The following is a 19,925-nucleotide window of genomic DNA, read 5'->3' on the forward strand; positions in this document are numbered from 1 at the left end:
TGCGCCGGACCTGGTGCCTTCTCCTGTCCCCACAGCGTGGCCGACGGTGACCCCCACGGGGTGGGGGGCCTTGACGAACCGGACCGGGCGCGCAATTCTCAGGACGCGTCGTCACATCGATCCGTATCCGAGGCATGGATCGGCGGCGAAGAGGGAAGCTTTGACGCAGGTGTTGAGAAGAAGAATGAGGGTCCCAAAAAACCCGCTCTGGACATCAGTGAGCCTTGTGGCTACACTGACCCTTTGCGCTGCCTGTTAGCTGCCTCCTGCCCGTCACCAGGGGCATGCCCACGCTTGAGCATCGAAGACTGATCTTCCCTGACCTGGGATGTCTCTCTCTGTGCCCCGCTTGGGACCGGTACGCGCGTAGTGAGTCCGAGCCCTCGGAAGGACCCCCTCTTGGCCGCCTCGCGCAACGCCTCGACCTCCAATACGAACAACGGCGCCAGCACCGCCCCGCTGCGCATCTCTTTTGCAAAGATCAGGGAACCTCTCGAGGTTCCGAACCTCCTTGCGCTGCAGACCGAGAGCTTTGACTGGCTGCTCGGGAACGCCGCTTGGAAGGGTCGCGTCGAGGCCGCTCTCGAAAGCGGACAGGACGTTCCCACCAAGTCCGGTCTGGAAGAGATCTTCGAGGAGATCTCGCCGATCGAGGACTTCTCCGGGTCGATGTCGCTGACGTTCCGCGACCACCGCTTCGAGCCCCCGAAGAACTCGATCGACGAGTGCAAGGACCGCGACTTCACCTTCGCTGCGCCGCTCTTCGTCACGGCCGAGTTCACCAACAACGAGACCGGTGAGATCAAGTCTCAGACGGTCTTCATGGGCGATTTCCCGCTCATGACCAACAAGGGCACCTTCGTCATCAACGGCACCGAGCGTGTCGTGGTGTCGCAGCTGGTCCGCTCGCCCGGCGTCTACTTCGACTCCTCCATCGACAAGACGTCCGACAAGGACATCTTCTCCGCCAAGATCATCCCGTCCCGGGGTGCCTGGCTGGAGATGGAGATCGACAAGCGCGACATGGTCGGTGTCCGCATCGACCGCAAGCGCAAGCAGTCCGTCACCGTTCTCCTCAAGGCTCTCGGGTGGACCACCGAGCAGATCCTCGAAGAGTTCGGCGAGTACGAGTCGATGCGCGCCACCCTGGAGAAGGACCACACCCAGGGCCAGGACGACGCACTGCTCGACATCTACCGCAAGCTGCGTCCGGGCGAGCCGCCCACGCGTGAAGCTGCTCAGACGCTGCTCGAGAACCTCTACTTCAACCCGAAGCGCTACGACCTCGCGAAGGTCGGCCGCTACAAGGTGAACAAGAAGCTCGGCGCCGACGAGCCGCTCGACGCCGGTGTGCTCACCAGCGACGACGTCATCGCGACCATCAAGTACCTGGTCAAGCTGCACGCCGGCGAGACCGAGACGGTGGGCGAGTCCGGCCGTCAGATCGTCGTCGAGACCGACGACATCGACCACTTCGGCAACCGTCGTCTGCGTAACGTCGGCGAGCTCATCCAGAACCAGGTCCGCACGGGTCTGGCCCGGATGGAGCGCGTCGTGCGTGAGCGCATGACGACCCAGGACGTCGAGGCGATCACGCCGCAGACCCTGATCAACATCCGGCCGGTCGTCGCCTCCATCAAGGAGTTCTTCGGCACCAGCCAGCTGTCTCAGTTCATGGACCAGAACAACCCGCTGTCGGGTCTCACCCACAAGCGCCGTCTGTCGGCTCTTGGCCCGGGTGGTCTCTCCCGTGAGCGGGCCGGCTTCGAGGTCCGTGACGTGCACCCGTCCCACTACGGACGCATGTGCCCGATCGAGACCCCTGAAGGCCCGAACATCGGTCTGATCGGTTCGCTCGCCTCCTACGGCCGCGTCAACGCGTTCGGCTTCGTCGAGACGCCGTACCGCAAGGTCGTCGAGGGCGTCGTCACCGACGACGTCGACTACCTGACGGCCGACGAGGAAGACCGCTTCGTCATCGCCCAGGCCAACGCGACGCTCTCCGAGGAGATGCGGTTCACCGAGCCGCGTGTCCTGGTCCGCCGTCGTGGCGGCGAGGTCGACTACATCCCCGGCGACGACGTCGACTACATGGACGTCTCGCCGCGCCAGATGGTGTCGGTCGCCACGGCCATGATCCCGTTCCTGGAGCACGACGACGCCAACCGTGCCCTCATGGGCGCGAACATGATGCGTCAGGCGGTGCCGCTGATCCAGTCCGAGGCGCCGCTCGTCGGCACCGGCATGGAGTACCGCTGTGCGGTCGACGCCGGTGACGTCCTCAAGGCGGACAAGGGCGGTGTGGTCCAGGAGGTCTCCGCGGACTACATCACCATCGCCAACGACGACGGCACGTACTCGACGTACCGCATCGCCAAGTTCTCCCGCTCGAACCAGGGCACCTCGGTCAACCAGAAGGTTGTCGTCAACGAGGGTGACCGGGTCGTCGAGAGCCAGGTGCTCGCCGACGGTCCCGCGACCGAGAACGGCGAGATGGCGCTCGGCAAGAACCTGCTGGTCGCGTTCATGCCGTGGGAGGGTCACAACTACGAGGACGCGATCATCCTGTCGCAGCGCCTCGTGCAGGACGACGTCCTCTCCTCGATCCACATCGAGGAGCACGAGGTCGACGCCCGTGACACCAAGCTCGGCCCGGAGGAGATCACCCGGGACATCCCGAACGTCTCCGAGGAGGTCCTCGCGGACCTCGACGAGCGCGGCATCATCCGTATCGGTGCCGATGTCATCGCCGGCGACATCCTGGTCGGCAAGGTCACGCCCAAGGGCGAGACCGAGCTCACCCCGGAGGAGCGCCTGCTCCGTGCGATCTTCGGTGAGAAGGCGCGCGAAGTGCGCGACACCTCGCTGAAGGTGCCGCACGGCGAGATCGGCAAGGTCATCGGCGTCCGCGTCTTCGACCGTGAAGAGGGCGACGAGCTGCCGCCGGGCGTGAACCAGCTGGTTCGCGTGTACGTCGCGCAGAAGCGCAAGATCACCGATGGTGACAAGCTCGCCGGCCGTCACGGCAACAAGGGTGTCATCTCGAAGATCCTGCCGATCGAGGACATGCCGTTCCTGGAGGACGGCACCCCGGTCGACATCATCCTCAACCCGCTGGGTGTCCCGTCCCGAATGAACCCGGGACAGGTCCTGGAGATCCACCTCGGCTGGCTCGCCAGCCAGGGCTGGAAGGTCGAGGGCAACGAGGAGTGGATGGAGCGGCTCAAGGCCATCGGCGCCGACGACGTCGCTCCCCGTACCAACGTCGCCACCCCGGTCTTCGACGGTGCGCGCGAGGACGAGATCTCCGGTCTCTTCGAGTCCACCATTCCGAACCGCGACGGCGACCGCATGGTCCTCCCGTCCGGCAAGGCGCGGATGTTCGACGGCCGCTCCGGCGAGCCGTTCCCGGAGCCGATCTCGGTCGGCTACATGTACATCCTCAAGCTCCACCACCTGGTCGACGACAAGCTGCACGCGCGTTCGACCGGCCCGTACTCGATGATCACCCAGCAGCCGCTGGGTGGTAAGGCTCAGTTCGGTGGCCAGCGATTCGGTGAGATGGAGGTGTGGGCGCTGGAGGCATACGGCGCCGCTTACGCCCTCCAGGAGCTGCTGACCATCAAGTCCGACGACGTGACCGGCCGCGTGAAGGTGTACGAGGCCATCGTCAAGGGCGAGAACATCCCCGAGCCGGGCATTCCCGAGTCCTTCAAGGTGCTCATCAAGGAAATGCAGTCGCTCTGCCTCAACGTGGAGGTGCTGTCCTCGGACGGCATGTCCATCGAGATGCGCGACACGGACGAGGACGTCTTCCGTGCAGCGGAGGAGCTCGGTATCGACCTGTCCCGGCGCGAGCCGAGCAGCGTCGAAGAGGTCTGACGGGTTGGCCGGCCGCCTCGACCGAGGCGGCCGGCTCTCCCCGGACCCGTTCAGACCATTGCTGAAGTGCCCATTTCCCCGTTCGCGGGGGAGGGGCTCGAACCCCCGAAAGAGGGATTGACGACAAGTGCTCGACGTCAACTTCTTCGACGAGCTGCGGATTGGCCTCGCCACCGCGGACGACATCCGGACCTGGTCCCACGGCGAAGTGAAGAAGCCGGAGACCATCAACTACCGCACGCTCAAGCCCGAGAAGGACGGACTCTTCTGCGAGAAGATCTTCGGTCCGACCCGGGACTGGGAGTGCTACTGCGGCAAGTACAAGCGTGTCCGCTTCAAGGGCATCATCTGCGAGCGCTGCGGCGTCGAGGTCACTCGCGCCAAGGTGCGTCGTGAGCGGATGGGCCACATCGAACTGGCCGCGCCCGTCACCCACATCTGGTACTTCAAGGGTGTCCCGTCCCGTCTGGGCTACCTGCTGGACCTCGCGCCGAAGGACCTCGAAAAGGTCATCTACTTCGCCGCGTACATGATCACCTTCGTGGACGAGGAGCGCCGGACGCGCGACCTGCCCTCGCTGGAGGCGCACGTCTCCGTCGAGCGTCAGCAGGTCGAGAACCGTCGTGACTCCGACCTGGAGGCCCGCGCCAAGAAGCTCGAGACCGACCTGGCCGAGCTGGAGGCCGAGGGCGCCAAGGCCGATGTGCGCCGCAAGGTGCGCGAAGGCGCCGAGCGTGAGATGAAGCAGCTGCGTGACCGTGCGCAGCGCGAGATCGACCGTCTCGACGAGGTGTGGAGCCGCTTCAAGAACCTCAAGGTCCAGGACCTGGAGGGCGACGAGCTGCTCTACCGCGAGCTGCGTGACCGCTTCGGCACGTACTTCGACGGCTGCATGGGTGCCGCCGCCCTGCAGAAGCGCCTGGAGTCCTTCGACCTCAACGAGGAGGCCGAGCGCCTCCGCGAGATCATCCGCACCGGCAAGGGCCAGAAGAAGACCCGTGCGCTCAAGCGCCTCAAGGTCGTCTCCGCGTTCCTGCAGACGGCCAACAAGCCCAAGGGCATGGTGCTCGACTGCGTACCGGTCATCCCGCCGGACCTGCGTCCGATGGTGCAGCTGGACGGTGGCCGCTTCGCGACCTCCGACCTGAACGACCTGTACCGCCGTGTGATCAACCGCAACAACCGCCTCAAGCGTCTCCTTGACCTCGGTGCCCCCGAGATCATCGTGAACAACGAGAAGCGGATGCTGCAGGAGGCCGTCGACGCGCTGTTCGACAACGGCCGCCGTGGTCGTCCGGTCACCGGTCCCGGTAACCGCCCGCTGAAGTCCCTGAGCGACATGCTCAAGGGCAAGCAGGGTCGATTCCGTCAGAACCTCCTCGGCAAGCGTGTGGACTACTCCGCGCGTTCCGTGATCGTCGTCGGCCCGCAGCTCAAGCTGCACCAGTGCGGTCTGCCGAAGGCCATGGCGCTGGAGCTCTTCAAGCCGTTCGTGATGAAGCGCCTGGTCGACCTGAACCACGCGCAGAACATCAAGTCGGCGAAGCGCATGGTCGAGCGTGGCCGCACCGTCGTGTACGACGTCCTCGAAGAGGTCATCGCCGAGCACCCGGTGCTGCTGAACCGTGCACCCACCCTGCACCGCCTGGGCATCCAGGCCTTCGAGCCGCAGCTGGTCGAGGGCAAGGCCATCCAGATCCACCCGCTCGTCTGCACCGCGTTCAACGCGGACTTCGACGGTGACCAGATGGCCGTGCACCTGCCGCTCTCCGCGGAGGCGCAGGCCGAGGCCCGCATCCTGATGCTGTCCTCGAACAACATCCTGAAGCCGGCCGACGGTCGTCCCGTCACCATGCCGACCCAGGACATGGTGCTCGGACTGTTCTTCCTCACGACCGACGAGGCGGAGCGCAAGGTCATCGGCGAAGGCCGGAGCTTCGGTTCCACGGCCGAGGCGATCATGGCCTTCGACAGCCGCGAGCTCTCGCTGCAGGCGAAGGTCGACATCCGCTTCCCGGTGGGCACCATCCCGCCGCGTGGCTGGGTGCCGCCGGTCGCCGAGGCGGGCGAGCCCGAGTACCAGCCGGGTGACACCTTCCGGCTGCGTACGACCCTGGGCCGCGCGCTCTTCAACGAGCTGCTGCCCGAGGACTACCCGTTCGTCGACTACTCGGTGGGCAAGAAGCAGCTCTCCGAGATCGTCAACGACCTGGCCGAGCGCTACCCCAAGGTCATCGTGGCGGCGACGCTCGACAACCTGAAGGCTGCGGGCTTCCACTGGGCGACCCGTTCCGGCGTCACCGTCGCCGTTTCGGACATCGTCGTCCCGGAGGCCAAGAAGGCCATCGTCCAGGGCTACGAGGCCCAGGACGAGAAGGTCCAGAAGCAGTACGAGCGCGGTCTGATCACCAAGGACGAGCGCACGCAGGAGCTCATCGCGATCTGGACCAAGGCGACCAACGAGGTTGCCGAGGCGATGAACGCGAACTTCCCCAAGACGAACCCCATCTTCATGATGGTTGACTCGGGTGCACGAGGAAACATGATGCAGATGCGTCAGATCGCCGGTATGCGTGGTCTGGTGTCGAACGCGAAGAACGAGACCATCCCGCGGCCCATCAAGGCGTCGTTCCGTGAGGGTCTCTCCGTGCTGGAGTACTTCATCTCCACCCACGGTGCCCGTAAGGGTCTCGCGGACACCGCCCTGCGTACCGCCGACTCGGGTTACCTGACCCGTCGTCTGGTGGACGTCTCGCAGGACGTGATCATCCGCGAGGAGGACTGCGGCACCGAGCGCGGTCTGAAGCTCAAGATCGCGGTCAAGGGCGAGGACGGTGTGCTCCGCAAGACGGAGGACGTCGAGACCTCGGTCTACGCCCGCATGCTCGCCGAGGACGTCGTCATCGACGGCAAGGTCATCGCGCCGGCCAACGTCGACCTGGGTGACGTCCTGATCGACGCCCTGGTGGGCGCCGGTGTCGAGGAGGTCAAGACCCGCTCGGTCCTGACCTGTGAGTCCGCGGTCGGCACCTGTGCCTTCTGCTACGGACGCTCGCTGGCCACCGGCAAGCTGGTCGACATCGGTGAGGCGGTCGGCATCATCGCCGCCCAGTCCATCGGTGAGCCCGGTACCCAGCTGACGATGCGTACCTTCCACACCGGTGGTGTGGCAGGTGACGACATCACGCAGGGTCTGCCGCGTGTCGTCGAGCTCTTCGAGGCCCGTACGCCCAAGGGTGTCGCGCCGATCTCGGAGGCGGCAGGCCGCGTCCGTATCGAGGAGACCGAGAAGACCAAGAAGCTCGTCGTCACCCCGGACGACGGCAGCGAGGAGACGGCGTTCCCGATCTCCAAGCGTGCCCGTCTCCTGGTCGGCGAGGGCGACCCGGTCTCGGTGGGCCAGAAGCTCACCGTGGGTGCCACCAACCCGCACGACGTGCTGCGCATCCTCGGCCAGCGTGCGGTCCAGGTCCACCTGGTCGGCGAAGTCCAGAAGGTCTACAACTCGCAGGGCGTGTCGATCCACGACAAGCACATCGAGATCATCATCCGGCAGATGCTGCGCCGCGTGACGATCATCGAGTCCGGCGACGCGGAACTGCTGCCGGGCGAGCTCGTCGAGCGCTCGAAGTTCGAGACCGAGAACCGTCGTGTGGTCACCGAGGGCGGTCACCCCGCCTCCGGCCGTCCGCAGCTGATGGGTATCACCAAGGCGTCGCTGGCCACCGAGTCGTGGCTGTCGGCGGCGTCCTTCCAGGAGACGACCAGGGTCCTGACCGACGCGGCGATCAACGCCAAGTCGGACTCCCTGATCGGCCTCAAGGAGAACGTCATCATCGGTAAGCTCATCCCGGCCGGTACGGGCCTCGCCCGTTACCGCAACATCCGGGTGGAGCCCACCGAGGAGGCCAAGGCCGCGATGTACTCGGCCGTCGGCTACGACGACATCGACTACTCGCCGTTCGGCACCGGCTCCGGCCAGGCCGTTCCGCTGGAGGACTACGACTACGGTCCGTACAACCAGTAAGGCGCAGGTCTGACGAAGGGCGGTCACCCCGGTGGGGTGGCCGCCCTTCGGCGTACCGGCAACTGCCGTGCTTCTCAGGGGTGCTGCTGGAGGTACGGCTGGAGATGGTGCAGCCGGGTGTAGTAGTCGGGGTGGGAGGAGAGCAGCTTGCTGAGCTGGCCCTCCTTCTGGGGTGGCACGGCCGCGGGCTGGCTGTACGGCCCTGGCTGTCCGTACGCCCCGGGCTGGCCGTACGCCCCGGGCTGTCCGTACGGGCCGGGCTGTCCGTACGGCCCGTACCGCGCGTAATGGGCTGCCTGCGCGGCAGCCGCTCTCTGCTGTTCCTCTGTGTGGTGCAGCTTCTCCAGCACGGCCGCGAGCATGGGGGCGAACCCCAGAGCCGCGGCGTGCTGGTCCGCGCGGAGTTCGGCGCGGCGGCTGACGGCGGCCAGGGCGTACGGCACGGCCAGGAGCAGCAGCGGAATTCCGTACAGGCTGCTCAGGGTGGCTAGCGCGAAGCCCCCGAAGACCAGCGCGAGGAAGCCGACGATGAAGCACGAGCAGCCGCGTGAGGCCCGGAAGACGAGGCCCGCGGCGCCTCGCATCGCGCGCCAGACGAGCCGGCCGGGCAGCGCGTACCAGTATCCGAGCAGCGACGACCAGGTGTGGCCCCCGACCTGGTGGCCGAGTTCATGGGCCATGACCGCGGCCAGTTCACCGTTGGGCAGGTTGTCCAGGGCGAACCGCGTGACGCCGACGATGTGGCCGGCCGCCGCCACCGCGTTGAGACTGGCGCTGTCCTCGATCCACAGTTCGTAGGTGCGGTTCTCGACGCCCGCGCGGGCGGTGACCTCGCGCCAGACGGGCTCCAGCCGGGCCCGTTCCTGCGGGGTCGGGTAACGCAGTCGCAGGACGTGCCGGGCCAGGGCGCTCTCGGTCGGGCGATGGAAGATGAGTACCCCGCTGACCAGCCAGATCAGTACGAGAACGATGCCGATCCCGCCGAAGAGCGCGGACAGCAGCACCATGACGAGCAGGCTGCACAGCAGGTTCGGGAGGTGCAGCAGCAGATTGCCGACGGCGGCGGCGTCGGCCCCGCGCTGGCGGGCGCCGATGTGTACGCGGCGCTGGGCGGTGCTGATGTGGTGGGGATGGACGAGAGGCTCCGGAGCCGGAGGCGCGAGGGGCTCCACCGGGGGTGGGCCGTACTGCGGCGGCACGGCGGCCGGGCCCGGCGGGGGCGCACTCGGCGGGTGCTGCGGATGCGGGGACTGTGGGGACTGCGGAGCGCCGGGGTGCTGCTCGGCTGTCGCCACGTCGGTCGGGTACTGAGGAGTTGTCGGGTACTGAGGTGCCGTCGGGTACTGCGGGGCCGTCGGGTAGTGCGGTGGTGCGGGAGTGCCGGGTGTTCCCGGGTACTGCGGGGGTACAGGAGCGTCGGACGCTCGCGGGTCTCGCGGGTCTCGCGGGTCTCGCGGGTCTCGCGGGTACGGCGGGGGAGCCGGAGTGTCTCCGGTGGGAGGCGCCGAGGGGTAGTCAGGTTCGGGCGGCTGGACCATGGCGATGTTCCTTCGAAGTGGCGGGACGTCAGCCGATGAGCAGTGAAGCGGGCAGCAGCGCGGTGCCGACACAGAACGCGATCAGGCCGGTACGGATCCACTGGTGCTTCCGGGCGGCGATCCGGCTGGTCTCGGTGAGGCCCACCAGGAGTACGGCGGCCGGGTTCCGGGCGGTGTCACTGAGCGCGGTGTCCAACTGGCCCGCCCGGACGGCCTGTTGGATGTCACCGAAGTAGCAGAGAGGCTGCCCCGGGGCCCAGTCGCGGGTGCGGTAGCGCGGCAGCACGGCCAGCAGCAGGGCGAACAGCGAAAGCGCGAGCGCCGCCGCGCTCGACCACAAGAAGAAGGCGCCGGGCGCCGACAGGGCGCTCGGCGTCCAGCCGCGCCCGGCGAGCAGCCCGCTGAAGACGCCCGCGGTCATCCCCAGCGCCGCCACCAGCACGGCTGCCTTGTTGTCGGCGCGCGCTATCTCCGCCCGCAGCTCCACGAGAAGCCGCTCGGCGGGCAGCTGCTCTGCGGGCGCGGGGCCCTGCGGCGGCGGAAGCGTGTCCGGGACGGTCATACCGGGGTACCTCCCGAAGGGGGATGCGGGGGCATCGGAGGTACCGGGGGCGTTCCCTGCTCGTACGCGCCGGGAGCATCGGACACCGGCGGAGCGTCCTGGGGGCTGCCGGGTTCCGGCGCTCCGTAGGGCGAGCGTGCGCCGTCCGCGGCCGACAGCGCCTGCGCCTCACCGGGCGTGGGCGGCGGCGCCATCCCGGGCCCCACCTGCTGGTGAATGAGATCGTTCACCACGCGCAGGGCGTACTTGGCCGACTCCGCCTTCTGGTAGTCCTCCAGGGCGTCCCCGTCGATCAGTTCGAGCTGACTGCGGATGAGGGAGAGCTGGTCGTGGCGGATCCCGCTGGTGGCCGCTTGAGTGTCCTCGGGGTGCTGGGCGAGGTGGAGGGCCCAGGCGGCCACCCCGCCGTGCTGAAGATGGAACTGGTAGAACTCGATCTTCTGGGCCATCAGTTCGTGCTCGTTGCGCAGCTGGACCGCCTGCAACTCGTGTTCCTGCCGCAGCTGCTGCATCCGGTACTCGTGCTCCGGGGCGAGCATCTCGTTCTCGTACCGCAGATCCCGTTTGCGGCGCCGGTGGGCGATCGCCTCGTCGTCCAGGCGCATCCGGACCGTGCAGGTGACCTGGATGCCGATACCGGCGGCGAAGTCGACCGTCTGCAGCTCCTTCTGCACGGCGGCCTCGGCACCGGCACTGTCCTCGATCGGGTAACGGCGGCCGACCGGCCGGGCGAGCTGCTGCAGCTCCCTGGTGAGCCGGGTCGGTACATCGCGTTCGCCGGAGGTCACGAAGCGGATCGGGTCGGCGACCCGCCACGTCAGATCGGCGCTCACCCCGAAGGAGAACGCGTCGTCGTCGCTGGGCAGTTGCACCTCCAGCTGGACGCTGTGGCTGCCCATGTCCACTTCGTACACCGAGGTGTAGCGGCGGTTCGCGGCCTCCGAGCGGGTGGGCCGGTGCGGCGGCAGGAAGGCGTCGTACCCGCCCTTGGCCGTGGTGAAGACCAGCGCGTGGTCGATCGCGGTCATCGGCCTGCGGGCCGTGTAGTCGAAACGCGACATGGGCCGGTAGGTGAGCACGGGGTCGATCAGATGGCTGTGCCGGTCGGCGTTCTGCTGCCACTCCGGCTGACGGCGGAAGTCCGCCATGTGGGTCAACTCCTCAACGGATCTGGTGGGGAAGACGGAAAACGTGGGGTGACGGCGGGGATGGATCAAGGACTCCGGGGGCCAAGGACTCGGGAGGTCAAGGACTCCGGGGTCAGGAACTCTGAGGGTCAGGAACTCTGCGGGTCGAGGACCGACAGCAACCGGTCGGCGATCCGGGGGCGCTGCGGTGTGCCGTCCTCGGCGCGCAGCGTGCGCAGCAGGTGGTCCAGCCTGCCGCGGTCGGCGGCCGTGGTGACGAGCTCCGGAAGCAGCAGGGCCAGTGCCTGTCCGGCGTCGGCCCGGCGCTCACCCGCATACAGCCAGGTCCGCAGGGCGTCCAGCGCCGCCTTGGTGTGCGCGCGGTCGCCCAGGGCGGTGTGCCACAGCGTGGCCAGGTCGCGGGCCGGGCCCGCGTCGTAGACGCCGGATTCGGCGTACCAGTCGATCAGGCTGCCCTCTTCGGTGTTGTCGCAGGCGCGTACGAAGGCGGCGAGAGCGAGGTTGCGGACCGGAGCGGTGTCCTGGAGCAGCCTGACCAGCTCGGCGAGCATTTCGCCACGATTTCCGCCGGAGAGCAGCAGGGCGGTGGATTCCGTGAGGTTGCTGCTCTCCGCCGCGCTGCTCTCCTCGGCCCTGGCACGGGCGGCGAGCGCCTGCAGCGCGGGCGCGGCCAGGTCCTGGCGGACCGGGGCGAGCAGTGCGAACGCCCGGATGGCGGTCCAGCGGCGGGCCCAGTTGGTGTCGCTGCACCACTGCGTCAGCAGCCGCAGGATCGCCGGTGCCTCCAGCAGCTGGGCCAGGGTCAGGGCGTTTGCCGCCGTCACCCGGGGCCCGAAGGATGGGGAGAGCGCCCACCCGTCGATCAGGGCCGCCATCGCGGAGGGCAGATCGGCGGTCGCCAGCATCGCGACCGCGGCTGCCGCACGGGTACGGACCAGCGGACGGCGGTCCCGAGCGAGCTGTTTCAGCCAGTCCACCAGGGCGGGGCGCGCCGAGGGGTGGCCGGTCCACACCTCGGTGAGCAGGGTGTGCGCCGTCCGCGGCTCCCGGAAGTGCGCCAGATACTGCGGGACGGGTCCCCAGTCGGTCGGTTCGTTACGGGTCGTGCCCTCGGCGCGGGCCAGGGCGAGCCGGTCGGCCGCCGACGGACCGAAGACGGGGATCGCGGGCTCCTGCTCGGGATGCTGGAGACGCTGGAGGTTGACGAAGAGCCGGTCGCCGAGTTCGGCGGCCAGCACGTAGGGAGCGCCGTCGAAGACGGAGAGCGAGATCAGGAACGCCTTGTCCCGCAGGGCCAGTTCACCGTCCGGGGCGCTCAGCCAGTCGCGGCACTGCTTCTCCACCGCGTCGAGGCTGAAGCCCGCGAGCCGGGCGAGCGCCGCGGCGCTGCCGTCGTACGCGGCCAGCTGCTCGGCGAACCGGGCGGCCTCCGCACACCGGTGGTGGCCGTGCGCGAGGAAGTCCCGCACCGGTTCGAGCTCCAGCAGCCGCTCGGTCTCCGCGCCACCGGGCTCGCGGGCGGCGAGAAAGGCCCGCAGCACCTCCTCGGCGGGCGGCGGCTCCCAGCAGAAGGGCGTGACACCGGGCAGATACCGGGGTGCTTCGACGGTGATCACCAGATAGCCGTCGTCGAACTGCTTGAGCCGGTCCACCGCCGCGTACAGATGGGTGTCCCGCAGTGGCCTGTTGCGGCTCAGCGGCATGTCGCACAGCACGTGCCCGCCGGGACCGGTGAGCTGGGCGGGCAGCGCCGAGGGGCCGGTCTCCGGCTGCAGGGCCCGGACGGTGGGTACCCCCAGCCGGTCCAGCAGCATCAGCGCCGCTGTCCGGCGGCCGGTCGAGTGCGGACCCGACAGTACGAGGACCCGCTCGGCGCGCAGACGCTGGAGCGCTGCGGCGAACGAGGGTCCCTCGACGAAGACACCGGACAGCCGGTCCAGTTCCCCGCGCGGGATCTCGCCCGAGGAGTGGACGGAACCGGTCGCGGAGGTGTGGTGGTGGATCTCGGTCTTGCCGCCCATGAAGACGTCGCCCGCGACCTGGCCGCCGGATACGCCGTGCTGTGCCCCGCCGACCAGGGAGCCGCCGAAGGAAGCGGCCGAGCCGAGGATGAACTCCGGTGCGTGCGCGAAGAGTTCGCGCTGCGCCGCGCGTGCCTCCTGTGCCTGCTCCTCCGGTTCGTGGGCCCCGTCCGGGCGGTGCTCACCGGGCTGCGGCGCGTCCGGCGCGGCTCCGCGCGGCTGACCGGGAAGGTGTGAGGGCTGGTCCGGTGTGTTCACGCGCGCCCGGTCCGGTTGCTGCCGCCGAGGTGGACATCGCCGTTCACGGTGCCGCCCGACACCCCGTGCTGGTCACCGTTGACCAGGCTGCCACCGAACTGGGCGCCACCCGCACCGAAGTTGAAGACGGCGCCTCCGCGCCCCGCGGCCCCGACGGGCCGGGGCGCGGTGTCCTGGCCCGGCGCCGGGCGGTCCCCCGATCCGTCCGGCGCCGGTACCTCCGCCGTCCCGCCGTCCTGGTCCCGCGGGCCGGTGTCCGGCACCGGTCCGTGGAGCCAGGCCGCCAGCGGTCCGTTCTTGCTGGCGACCGTGATGGCGTGGAAGGCGTTCTTGGGGATGCCGGGATGGTCGTGGCGGACGATCCCGGCGTGCACGCTCTGCGAGACGCAGAGCGCGAAGTCGTCGGAGCGCTCGCGCAGGGCGGCGCGCAGTACCTCGGCGTCGAGCAGTCGGCAGGCGTGATTGAGGTCGGCGCCCACCCAGCCGTGCGGGTCGATCGCGACGTACCCGGTGGCGACCACGGCGCGCAGCCGGATCTGTGCCGAGCTGGACGCCATCCTGTTCACCGAGCGCAACTGGACCGGCACCTCGGTGAGCAGCGCCCGCAGCAGCGCGGTCACCGACGCGTTGGCGTCGATCAGCTCCATGACGGAGTCACCGCGGTCGGCGCGCAGCCGGTACGTCTCGTCGATGCCGGCGCTCTCCAGGGCCCGGTCGGTGATGCCGTACAGCATGCGCCGCAGATAGGCCTGTTCGATGTCGTCCCGGTTGCTGTACTTCTCGATGTCCAGCAGCAGGATCGTCCGGCTCACGGGGTCGTTCATGGGCACCTCTCGGGTGGTCTGCGGGCCTGGGCGGCGATGGGCTTCCGGCCTGGGCAACAGCTTCGGGTCCGCGGGCGTGGAGCAGTGAGGGCAGATGACGCACTCGGAGTGTGACCGTGTGCACAGAGTGGCTCCGGGTGACTCGTGCTCACTCCCGGTCAGGGATTCCAGCACCGGGGCCCTTCGCGCCGGGCGGCCCGGCGCGGGCGATCCGGCGCAGCACATCCGGCCGGGTGATCACCAGGGTCCGTCGCCCGGTGACCACGGCGCCGCGCTCGCGCAGCTCTTTCAGCAGCCGCTGCACCATCTCCCGCGAGGCACCGACGGAACCGGCGAGTTCCTGCTTGCTCAGGGGTACGGCCAGCTCGATGCCCTCGTCGGTGCGCCGCCCGTGCGTACGGGCGAGGTCGAGCAGCAGCACCGCGAAGCGTTCCCGTACATGCAGGGAGGCGAATTCGAGCCGTCGCCGGTCCGCCGCGCGAGTACGGTCCGACGCCAGTGCGAGGAGCGCGAAGGACGTGGCCGGGGAGCGGCCGAGGAGCCCGGTGAAGCGCTCGTGCTCGACGGCCAGGGCGCGGACCGGTTCCAGGGCGGTCACCGTCGCCGAGCGCGGGCGGCCGGTCAGCGCGGCGGATTCGCCGATGACGTCGCCGGGGCCGCGCAGGGCGAGCAGGGCCTCGTAGCCGTTGGCCGCCGAGGCGGTGACCTTCGTCCAGCCGGTCAGGATGAACAGGACGTGCGAGGACGGTTCGTTCTGGTGGAGAAGGACCACTCTGGGCGCGAAGGCCAGTTCGTGGCCGAGTGCGAGCAGCGCTGCCCGTTCCTCGCCCTCCAGCCGGGCCAGGAACGGCACACGGTCGTCCAGCCCCCCGTCGCCGGGTAGGTGCGCTGCTGTCATGTCGGCCCCCGAATCAGCACAGCGGATCGATCAACGTAGCGGACCGGGCGGCGGTCCGGGACCGGACCGCCCGGATTGCCGCCGCGCCGCCGGTCCGGCTGTGGGAGAACGGCCGAGGGCCGGCGCGAAGGGCCCGGCGTGTTGTGGTCCAGGGCATTTGTTTTGACCGCAGTCGGTGAGGTAGGTACGCTCTGACCTTGTGCCTGGGGTGTGCCCTGGCTCCTGTGCGTGTCTTCAACCGCATGACGAGTCCTTGAGCGGCCACCGCAATCTGCGCTCTTTCCGCCGTTCGGCGGAGGTCCGCAGTATTCGACACACCCGACCGCGTGGGTCGGAGATGTTCCAGGTTAGTTTCACTACACGGCACACAGAAACCGGAGAAGTAGTGCCTACGATCCAGCAGCTGGTCCGGAAGGGCCGGCAGGACAAGGTCGAGAAGAACAAGACCCCCGCGCTCGAGGGCTCGCCCCAGCGTCGTGGCGTCTGCACGCGTGTCTTCACGACCACCCCGAAGAAGCCCAACTCGGCGCTCCGTAAGGTCGCGCGTGTTCGCCTGACCTCCGGCATCGAGGTCACGGCCTACATCCCGGGTGAGGGACACAACCTGCAGGAGCACTCCATCGTGCTCGTGCGTGGTGGCCGTGTGAAGGACCTGCCTGGTGTTCGCTACAAGATCATCCGCGGTTCCCTCGACACCCAGGGTGTCAAGAACCGCAAGCAGGCCCGCAGCCGCTACGGCGCCAAGAAGGAGAAGTAAGAATGCCTCGTAAGGGCCCCGCCCCGAAGCGCCCGGTCATCATTGACCCGGTCTATGGTTCTCCTCTTGTCACCTCGCTGATCAACAAGATCCTGCTCAACGGCAAGCGTTCCACTGCCGAGCGGATCGTGTACGGCGCCATGGAAGGCCTCCGCGAGAAGACCGGCGCAGACCCGGTCATCACGCTGAAGCGCGCGCTTGAGAACGTCAAGCCGTCGCTCGAGGTCAAGTCCCGCCGTGTCGGTGGCGCCACCTACCAGGTGCCGATCGAGGTCAAGCCCGGTCGTGCCGCCACCCTCGCCCTGCGCTGGGTCGTCGGTTACTCCCGCGCCCGTCGCGAGAAGACGATGACGGAGCGGCTCACCAACGAGCTGCTCGACGCCTCCAACGGTCTTGGCGCTGCCGTCAAGAAGCGCGAGGACACCCACAAGATGGCCGAGTCCAACAAGGCCTTCGCGCACTACCGCTGGTAGTCGCTACCCACATCGAGACCGAGAGAAGATTGAGCCTTATGGCCACCACTTCGCTTGACCTGGCCAAGGTCCGCAACATTGGGATCATGGCCCACATCGACGCGGGCAAGACGACCACCACTGAGCGGATCCTCTTCTACACCGGTGTGAGCTACAAGATCGGTGAAGTCCACGACGGCGCTGCCACGATGGACTGGATGGAGCAGGAGCAGGAGCGCGGCATCACGATCACGTCTGCCGCGACGACCTGCCACTGGCCGCTCAATGATGTCGATCACACGATCAACATCATTGACACCCCGGGTCACGTCGACTTCACCGTCGAGGTGGAGCGTTCGCTCCGCGTCCTCGACGGCGCTGTCACCGTGTTCGACGGTGTCGCGGGCGTCGAGCCGCAGTCCGAGACTGTCTGGCGTCAGGCGGACCGCTACGGCGTGCCGCGTATCTGCTTCGTCAACAAGCTGGACCGTACCGGTGCCGAGTTCCACCGCTGCGTCGACATGATCGTCGACCGCCTCGGTGCGGTGCCGCTGGTCATGCAGCTCCCGATCGGTGCAGAGGCCGACTTCAAGGGCGTCGTCGACCTCGTGACGATGAAGGCCTTTGTCTGGTCTGCCGACGCGAGCAAGGGCGAGATGTACGACATTGTCGACATCCCGGAGACCCACACCGAAGCGGCCGACGAGTGGCGCGGCAAGCTGCTCGAAGCCGTTTCCGAGAACGACGACGAGATGATGGAGCTGTACCTGGAGGGCGTCGAGCCCTCCGAGGACCAGCTGTACGCGGCGATCCGCCGTATCACCCTTGCTTCCAAGGGTTCTGCGGACTCCGTCACCGTCACCCCCGTCTTCTGTGGCACCGCGTTCAAGAACAAGGGCGTGCAGCCCCTGCTCGACGCGGTCGTCCGCTACCTGCCTTCCCCCCTGGACGTCGAGGCCATCGAAGGCCACGACGTCAAGGACCCCGAGGTCGTCGTGAAGCGTCAGCCTTCCGACGACGAGCCGTTCTCCGGTCTTGCGTTCAAGATCGCGAGCGACCCGCACCTCGGCAAGCTCACCTTCGTCCGGATTTATTCGGGCCGCCTCGAGGCCGGCACCGCGGTGCTGAACTCGGTCAAGGGCAAGAAGGAGCGCATCGGCAAGATCTACCGCATGCACGCGAACAAGCGTGAGGAGATCGCGTCGGTGGGCGCGGGCGACATCATCGCCGTCATGGGGCTCAAGCAGACCACGACCGGTGAGACGCTCTGTGACGACAAGCAGCCGGTGATCCTGGAGTCCATGGACTTCCCGGCGCCGGTCATCGAGGTCGCCATCGAGCCCAAGTCCAAGGGTGACCAGGAGAAGCTGGGTGTAGCCATCCAGCGTCTCTCGGAGGAGGACCCCTCCTTCCAGGTGCACTCCGACGAGGAGACCGGCCAGACCATCATCGGTGGTATGGGCGAGCTTCACCTCGAGGTGCTGGTCGACCGCATGCGGCGCGAGTTCCGCGTCGAGGCGAACGTCGGCAAGCCCCAGGTCGCGTACCGCGAGACGATCCGCAAGACCGTCGAGCGTATCGACTACACGCACAAGAAGCAGACTGGTGGTACCGGCCAGTTCGCGAAGGTGCAGATCGCGATGGAGCCCATCGAGGGCGGCGACGCGACCTACGAGTTCGTGAACAAGGTCACCGGTGGCCGCATCCCCCGTGAGTACATCCCCTCGGTGGACGCGGGTGCTCAGGAAGCCATGAAGTTCGGCATCCTGGCCGGTTACGAGATGGTGGGCGTGCGCGTCACCCTTCTCGACGGTGGTTACCACGAGGTGGACTCCTCGGAGCTCGCCTTCAAGATCGCCGGTTCGCAGGCGTTCAAGGAGGGTGCCCGCAAGGCGTCCCCCGTGCTCCTCGAGCCGATGATGTCGGTCGAGGTCACCACGCCCGAGGACTACATGGGCGATGTGATCGGCGACCTGAACTCCCGCCGTGGCCAGATCCAGGCCATGGAGGAGCGCAGCGGCGCTCGCGTCGTGAAGGGCCTCGTGCCCCTCTCGGAGATGTTCGGCTACGTCGGAGACCTCCGCAGCAAGACCTCGGGTCGCGCAAGCTACTCGATGCAGTTCGACTCCTACGCCGAGGTTCCGCGGAACGTCGCCGAGGAGATCATCGCGAAGGCCAAGGGCGAGTAACTCTTCCGAGTCCACGCTTTAGGCTTGTCACCGGAGCCACTGGGGCATTCGGCGCGTAATGCGCCGAATGCCCCGGGCCCCGGCATCCCAGCAAAGATCACCTGGCGCCGATGAAGCAAGGCGTACAGAACCACTCCGCAGGAGGACCCAGTGGCGAAGGCAAAGTTCGAGCGGACTAAGCCGCACGTCAACATCGGCACCATCGGTCACATCGACCACGGTAAGACGACCCTCACGGCCGCCATTACCAAGGTGCTGCACGACGCGTACCCGGACCTGAACGAGGCCTCGGCCTTCGACCAGATCGACAAGGCTCCCGAGGAGCGCCAGCGCGGTATCACGATCTCGATCGCGCACGTCGAGTACCAGACGGAGTCGCGTCACTACGCGCACGTCGACTGCCCCGGTCACGCGGACTACATCAAGAACATGATCACGGGTGCCGCGCAGATGGACGGCGCCATCCTCGTGGTCGCCGCCACCGACGGCCCGATGCCGCAGACCAAGGAGCACGTGCTCCTGGCCCGCCAGGTCGGCGTTCCGTACATCGTTGTCGCGCTGAACAAGGCCGACATGGTGGACGACGAGGAGATCCTGGAGCTCGTCGAGCTCGAGGTCCGTGAGCTCCTCTCCGAGTACGAGTTCCCGGGCGACGACCTTCCGGTCGTCAAGGTCTCGGCGCTCAAGGCTCTTGAGGGCGACAAGGAGTGGGGCCAGACCGTCCTCGACCTGATGAAGGCCGTCGACGAGTCGATCCCGCAGCCCGAGCGTGACGTCGAGAAGCCGTTCCTGATGCCGATCGAGGACGTCTTCACGATCACCGGTCGTGGCACCGTCGTCACCGGTCGTATCGAGCGTGGTGTCCTCAAGGTCAACGAGACCGTCGACATCGTCGGTATCAAGACCGAGAAGACCACCACCACGGTCACCGGCATCGAGATGTTCCGCAAGCTGCTCGACGAGGGCCAGGCCGGTGAGAACGTCGGTCTGCTCCTCCGTGGCATCAAGCGCGAGGACGTCGAGCGCGGCCAGGTCATCATCAAGCCCGGTTCGGTCACGCCGCACACCGAGTTCCAGGCCCAGGCCTACATCCTGTCGAAGGACGAGGGTGGCCGTCACACCCCCTTCTTCAACAACTACCGCCCGCAGTTCTACTTCCGTACCACGGACGTGACGGGCGTGGTGACCCTTCCCGAGGGCACCGAGATGGTCATGCCGGGTGACAACACCCTCATGGACGTCGCGCTGATCCAGCCGGTCGCCATGGAAGAGGGCCTGAAGTTCGCCATCCGTGAGGGTGGCCGGACCGTGGGCGCCGGCCAGGTCACCAAGATCCTCAAGTAATTACTTGACGGTCTGACCTGGTAGC

12 protein-coding genes are annotated in these 19,925 nt (G+C 67.7%); 6 read left to right on the forward strand and 6 right to left on the reverse strand.

Features of this window, described 5'->3' with window-relative positions; translation table 11 throughout:
- Nucleotides 1–399: 399 nt before the first annotated feature.
- Both rpoB and NBY69_RS07630 read left to right on the forward strand, forming a co-directional pair.
- On the forward strand, nucleotides 400–3,882 hold the full coding sequence (gene rpoB / locus NBY69_RS07625) for a DNA-directed RNA polymerase subunit beta (RefSeq protein WP_250299243.1): 3,483 nt from the start codon (nucleotides 400–402) through the stop codon (nucleotides 3,880–3,882).
- 127 nt (nucleotides 3,883–4,009) lie between these two features.
- Nucleotides 4,010–7,909 carry a DNA-directed RNA polymerase subunit beta' gene (locus NBY69_RS07630; RefSeq protein WP_250299245.1) on the forward strand — a complete coding sequence of 1,300 codons (3,900 nt, stop codon included), beginning with the start codon at nucleotides 4,010–4,012 and terminating at the stop codon, nucleotides 7,907–7,909.
- A 74-nt stretch (nucleotides 7,910–7,983) separates the two neighbouring features.
- Here NBY69_RS07630 and NBY69_RS07635 read toward each other — a convergent pair whose 3' ends face one another.
- The 6 genes from NBY69_RS07635 to NBY69_RS07660 form a co-directional block, all read right to left on the reverse strand.
- Nucleotides 7,984–9,204: a M48 family metalloprotease gene (locus NBY69_RS07635; RefSeq protein ID WP_250299250.1), complete on the reverse strand. Its 1,221-nt coding sequence runs from the start codon at nucleotides 9,202–9,204 to the stop codon at nucleotides 7,984–7,986.
- 271 nt (nucleotides 9,205–9,475) lie between these two features.
- Complete coding sequence (locus NBY69_RS07640) at nucleotides 9,476–10,009, reverse strand: Pycsar system effector family protein (RefSeq protein ID WP_250299251.1); 534 nt, start codon at nucleotides 10,007–10,009, stop codon at nucleotides 9,476–9,478.
- Nucleotides 10,006–11,157, reverse strand: coding sequence for a PE-PGRS family protein (locus NBY69_RS07645; protein WP_250299254.1), 1,152 nt, complete (start codon nucleotides 11,155–11,157; stop codon nucleotides 10,006–10,008). Before NBY69_RS07645 ends, NBY69_RS07640 begins: the two co-directional genes overlap by 4 nt.
- Nucleotides 11,158–11,285: 128 nt before the next feature.
- A complete protein-coding gene (locus NBY69_RS07650; protein WP_250299256.1) occupies nucleotides 11,286–13,436 on the reverse strand; it encodes a hypothetical protein in 2,151 nt (716 codons plus the stop codon).
- Nucleotides 13,433–14,260 (reverse strand): hypothetical protein, encoded by an 828-nt coding sequence (locus NBY69_RS07655; RefSeq protein WP_250299258.1) that lies wholly within the window; start codon nucleotides 14,258–14,260, stop codon nucleotides 13,433–13,435. Before NBY69_RS07655 ends, NBY69_RS07650 begins: the two co-directional genes overlap by 4 nt.
- A 148-nt stretch (nucleotides 14,261–14,408) precedes the next feature.
- The gene (locus NBY69_RS07660; RefSeq protein ID WP_250299259.1) at nucleotides 14,409–15,158 is read right to left on the reverse strand and encodes a Crp/Fnr family transcriptional regulator; all 750 of its coding nucleotides are present in this window, start codon (nucleotides 15,156–15,158) and stop codon (nucleotides 14,409–14,411) included.
- A 385-nt stretch (nucleotides 15,159–15,543) separates the two neighbouring features.
- Between NBY69_RS07660 and rpsL the strand changes: the two genes are divergently transcribed.
- From rpsL to tuf, 4 genes are all read left to right on the forward strand, one after another.
- Nucleotides 15,544–15,915 (forward strand): 30S ribosomal protein S12, encoded by a 372-nt coding sequence (gene rpsL, locus NBY69_RS07665; protein WP_003948652.1) that lies wholly within the window; start codon nucleotides 15,544–15,546, stop codon nucleotides 15,913–15,915.
- Between the two features lie 2 nt (nucleotides 15,916–15,917).
- A complete protein-coding gene (rpsG, locus tag NBY69_RS07670) occupies nucleotides 15,918–16,388 on the forward strand; it encodes a 30S ribosomal protein S7 (RefSeq protein ID WP_164264073.1) in 471 nt (156 codons plus the stop codon).
- A gap of 38 nt (nucleotides 16,389–16,426) precedes the next feature.
- Nucleotides 16,427–18,556 (forward strand): elongation factor G, encoded by a 2,130-nt coding sequence (gene fusA, locus NBY69_RS07675; protein WP_250299263.1) that lies wholly within the window; start codon nucleotides 16,427–16,429, stop codon nucleotides 18,554–18,556.
- Between the two features lie 150 nt (nucleotides 18,557–18,706).
- Entirely contained in the window at nucleotides 18,707–19,900 is a 1,194-nt protein-coding gene (gene tuf / locus NBY69_RS07680; protein WP_250299265.1) for an elongation factor Tu, read from the forward strand.
- The last annotated feature ends 25 nt before the right edge of the window (nucleotides 19,901–19,925 follow it).

This window comes from Streptomyces sp. A 4/2 (assembly GCF_940670765.1).
Classification (GTDB): Bacteria; Actinomycetota; Actinomycetes; order Streptomycetales; family Streptomycetaceae; genus Streptomyces.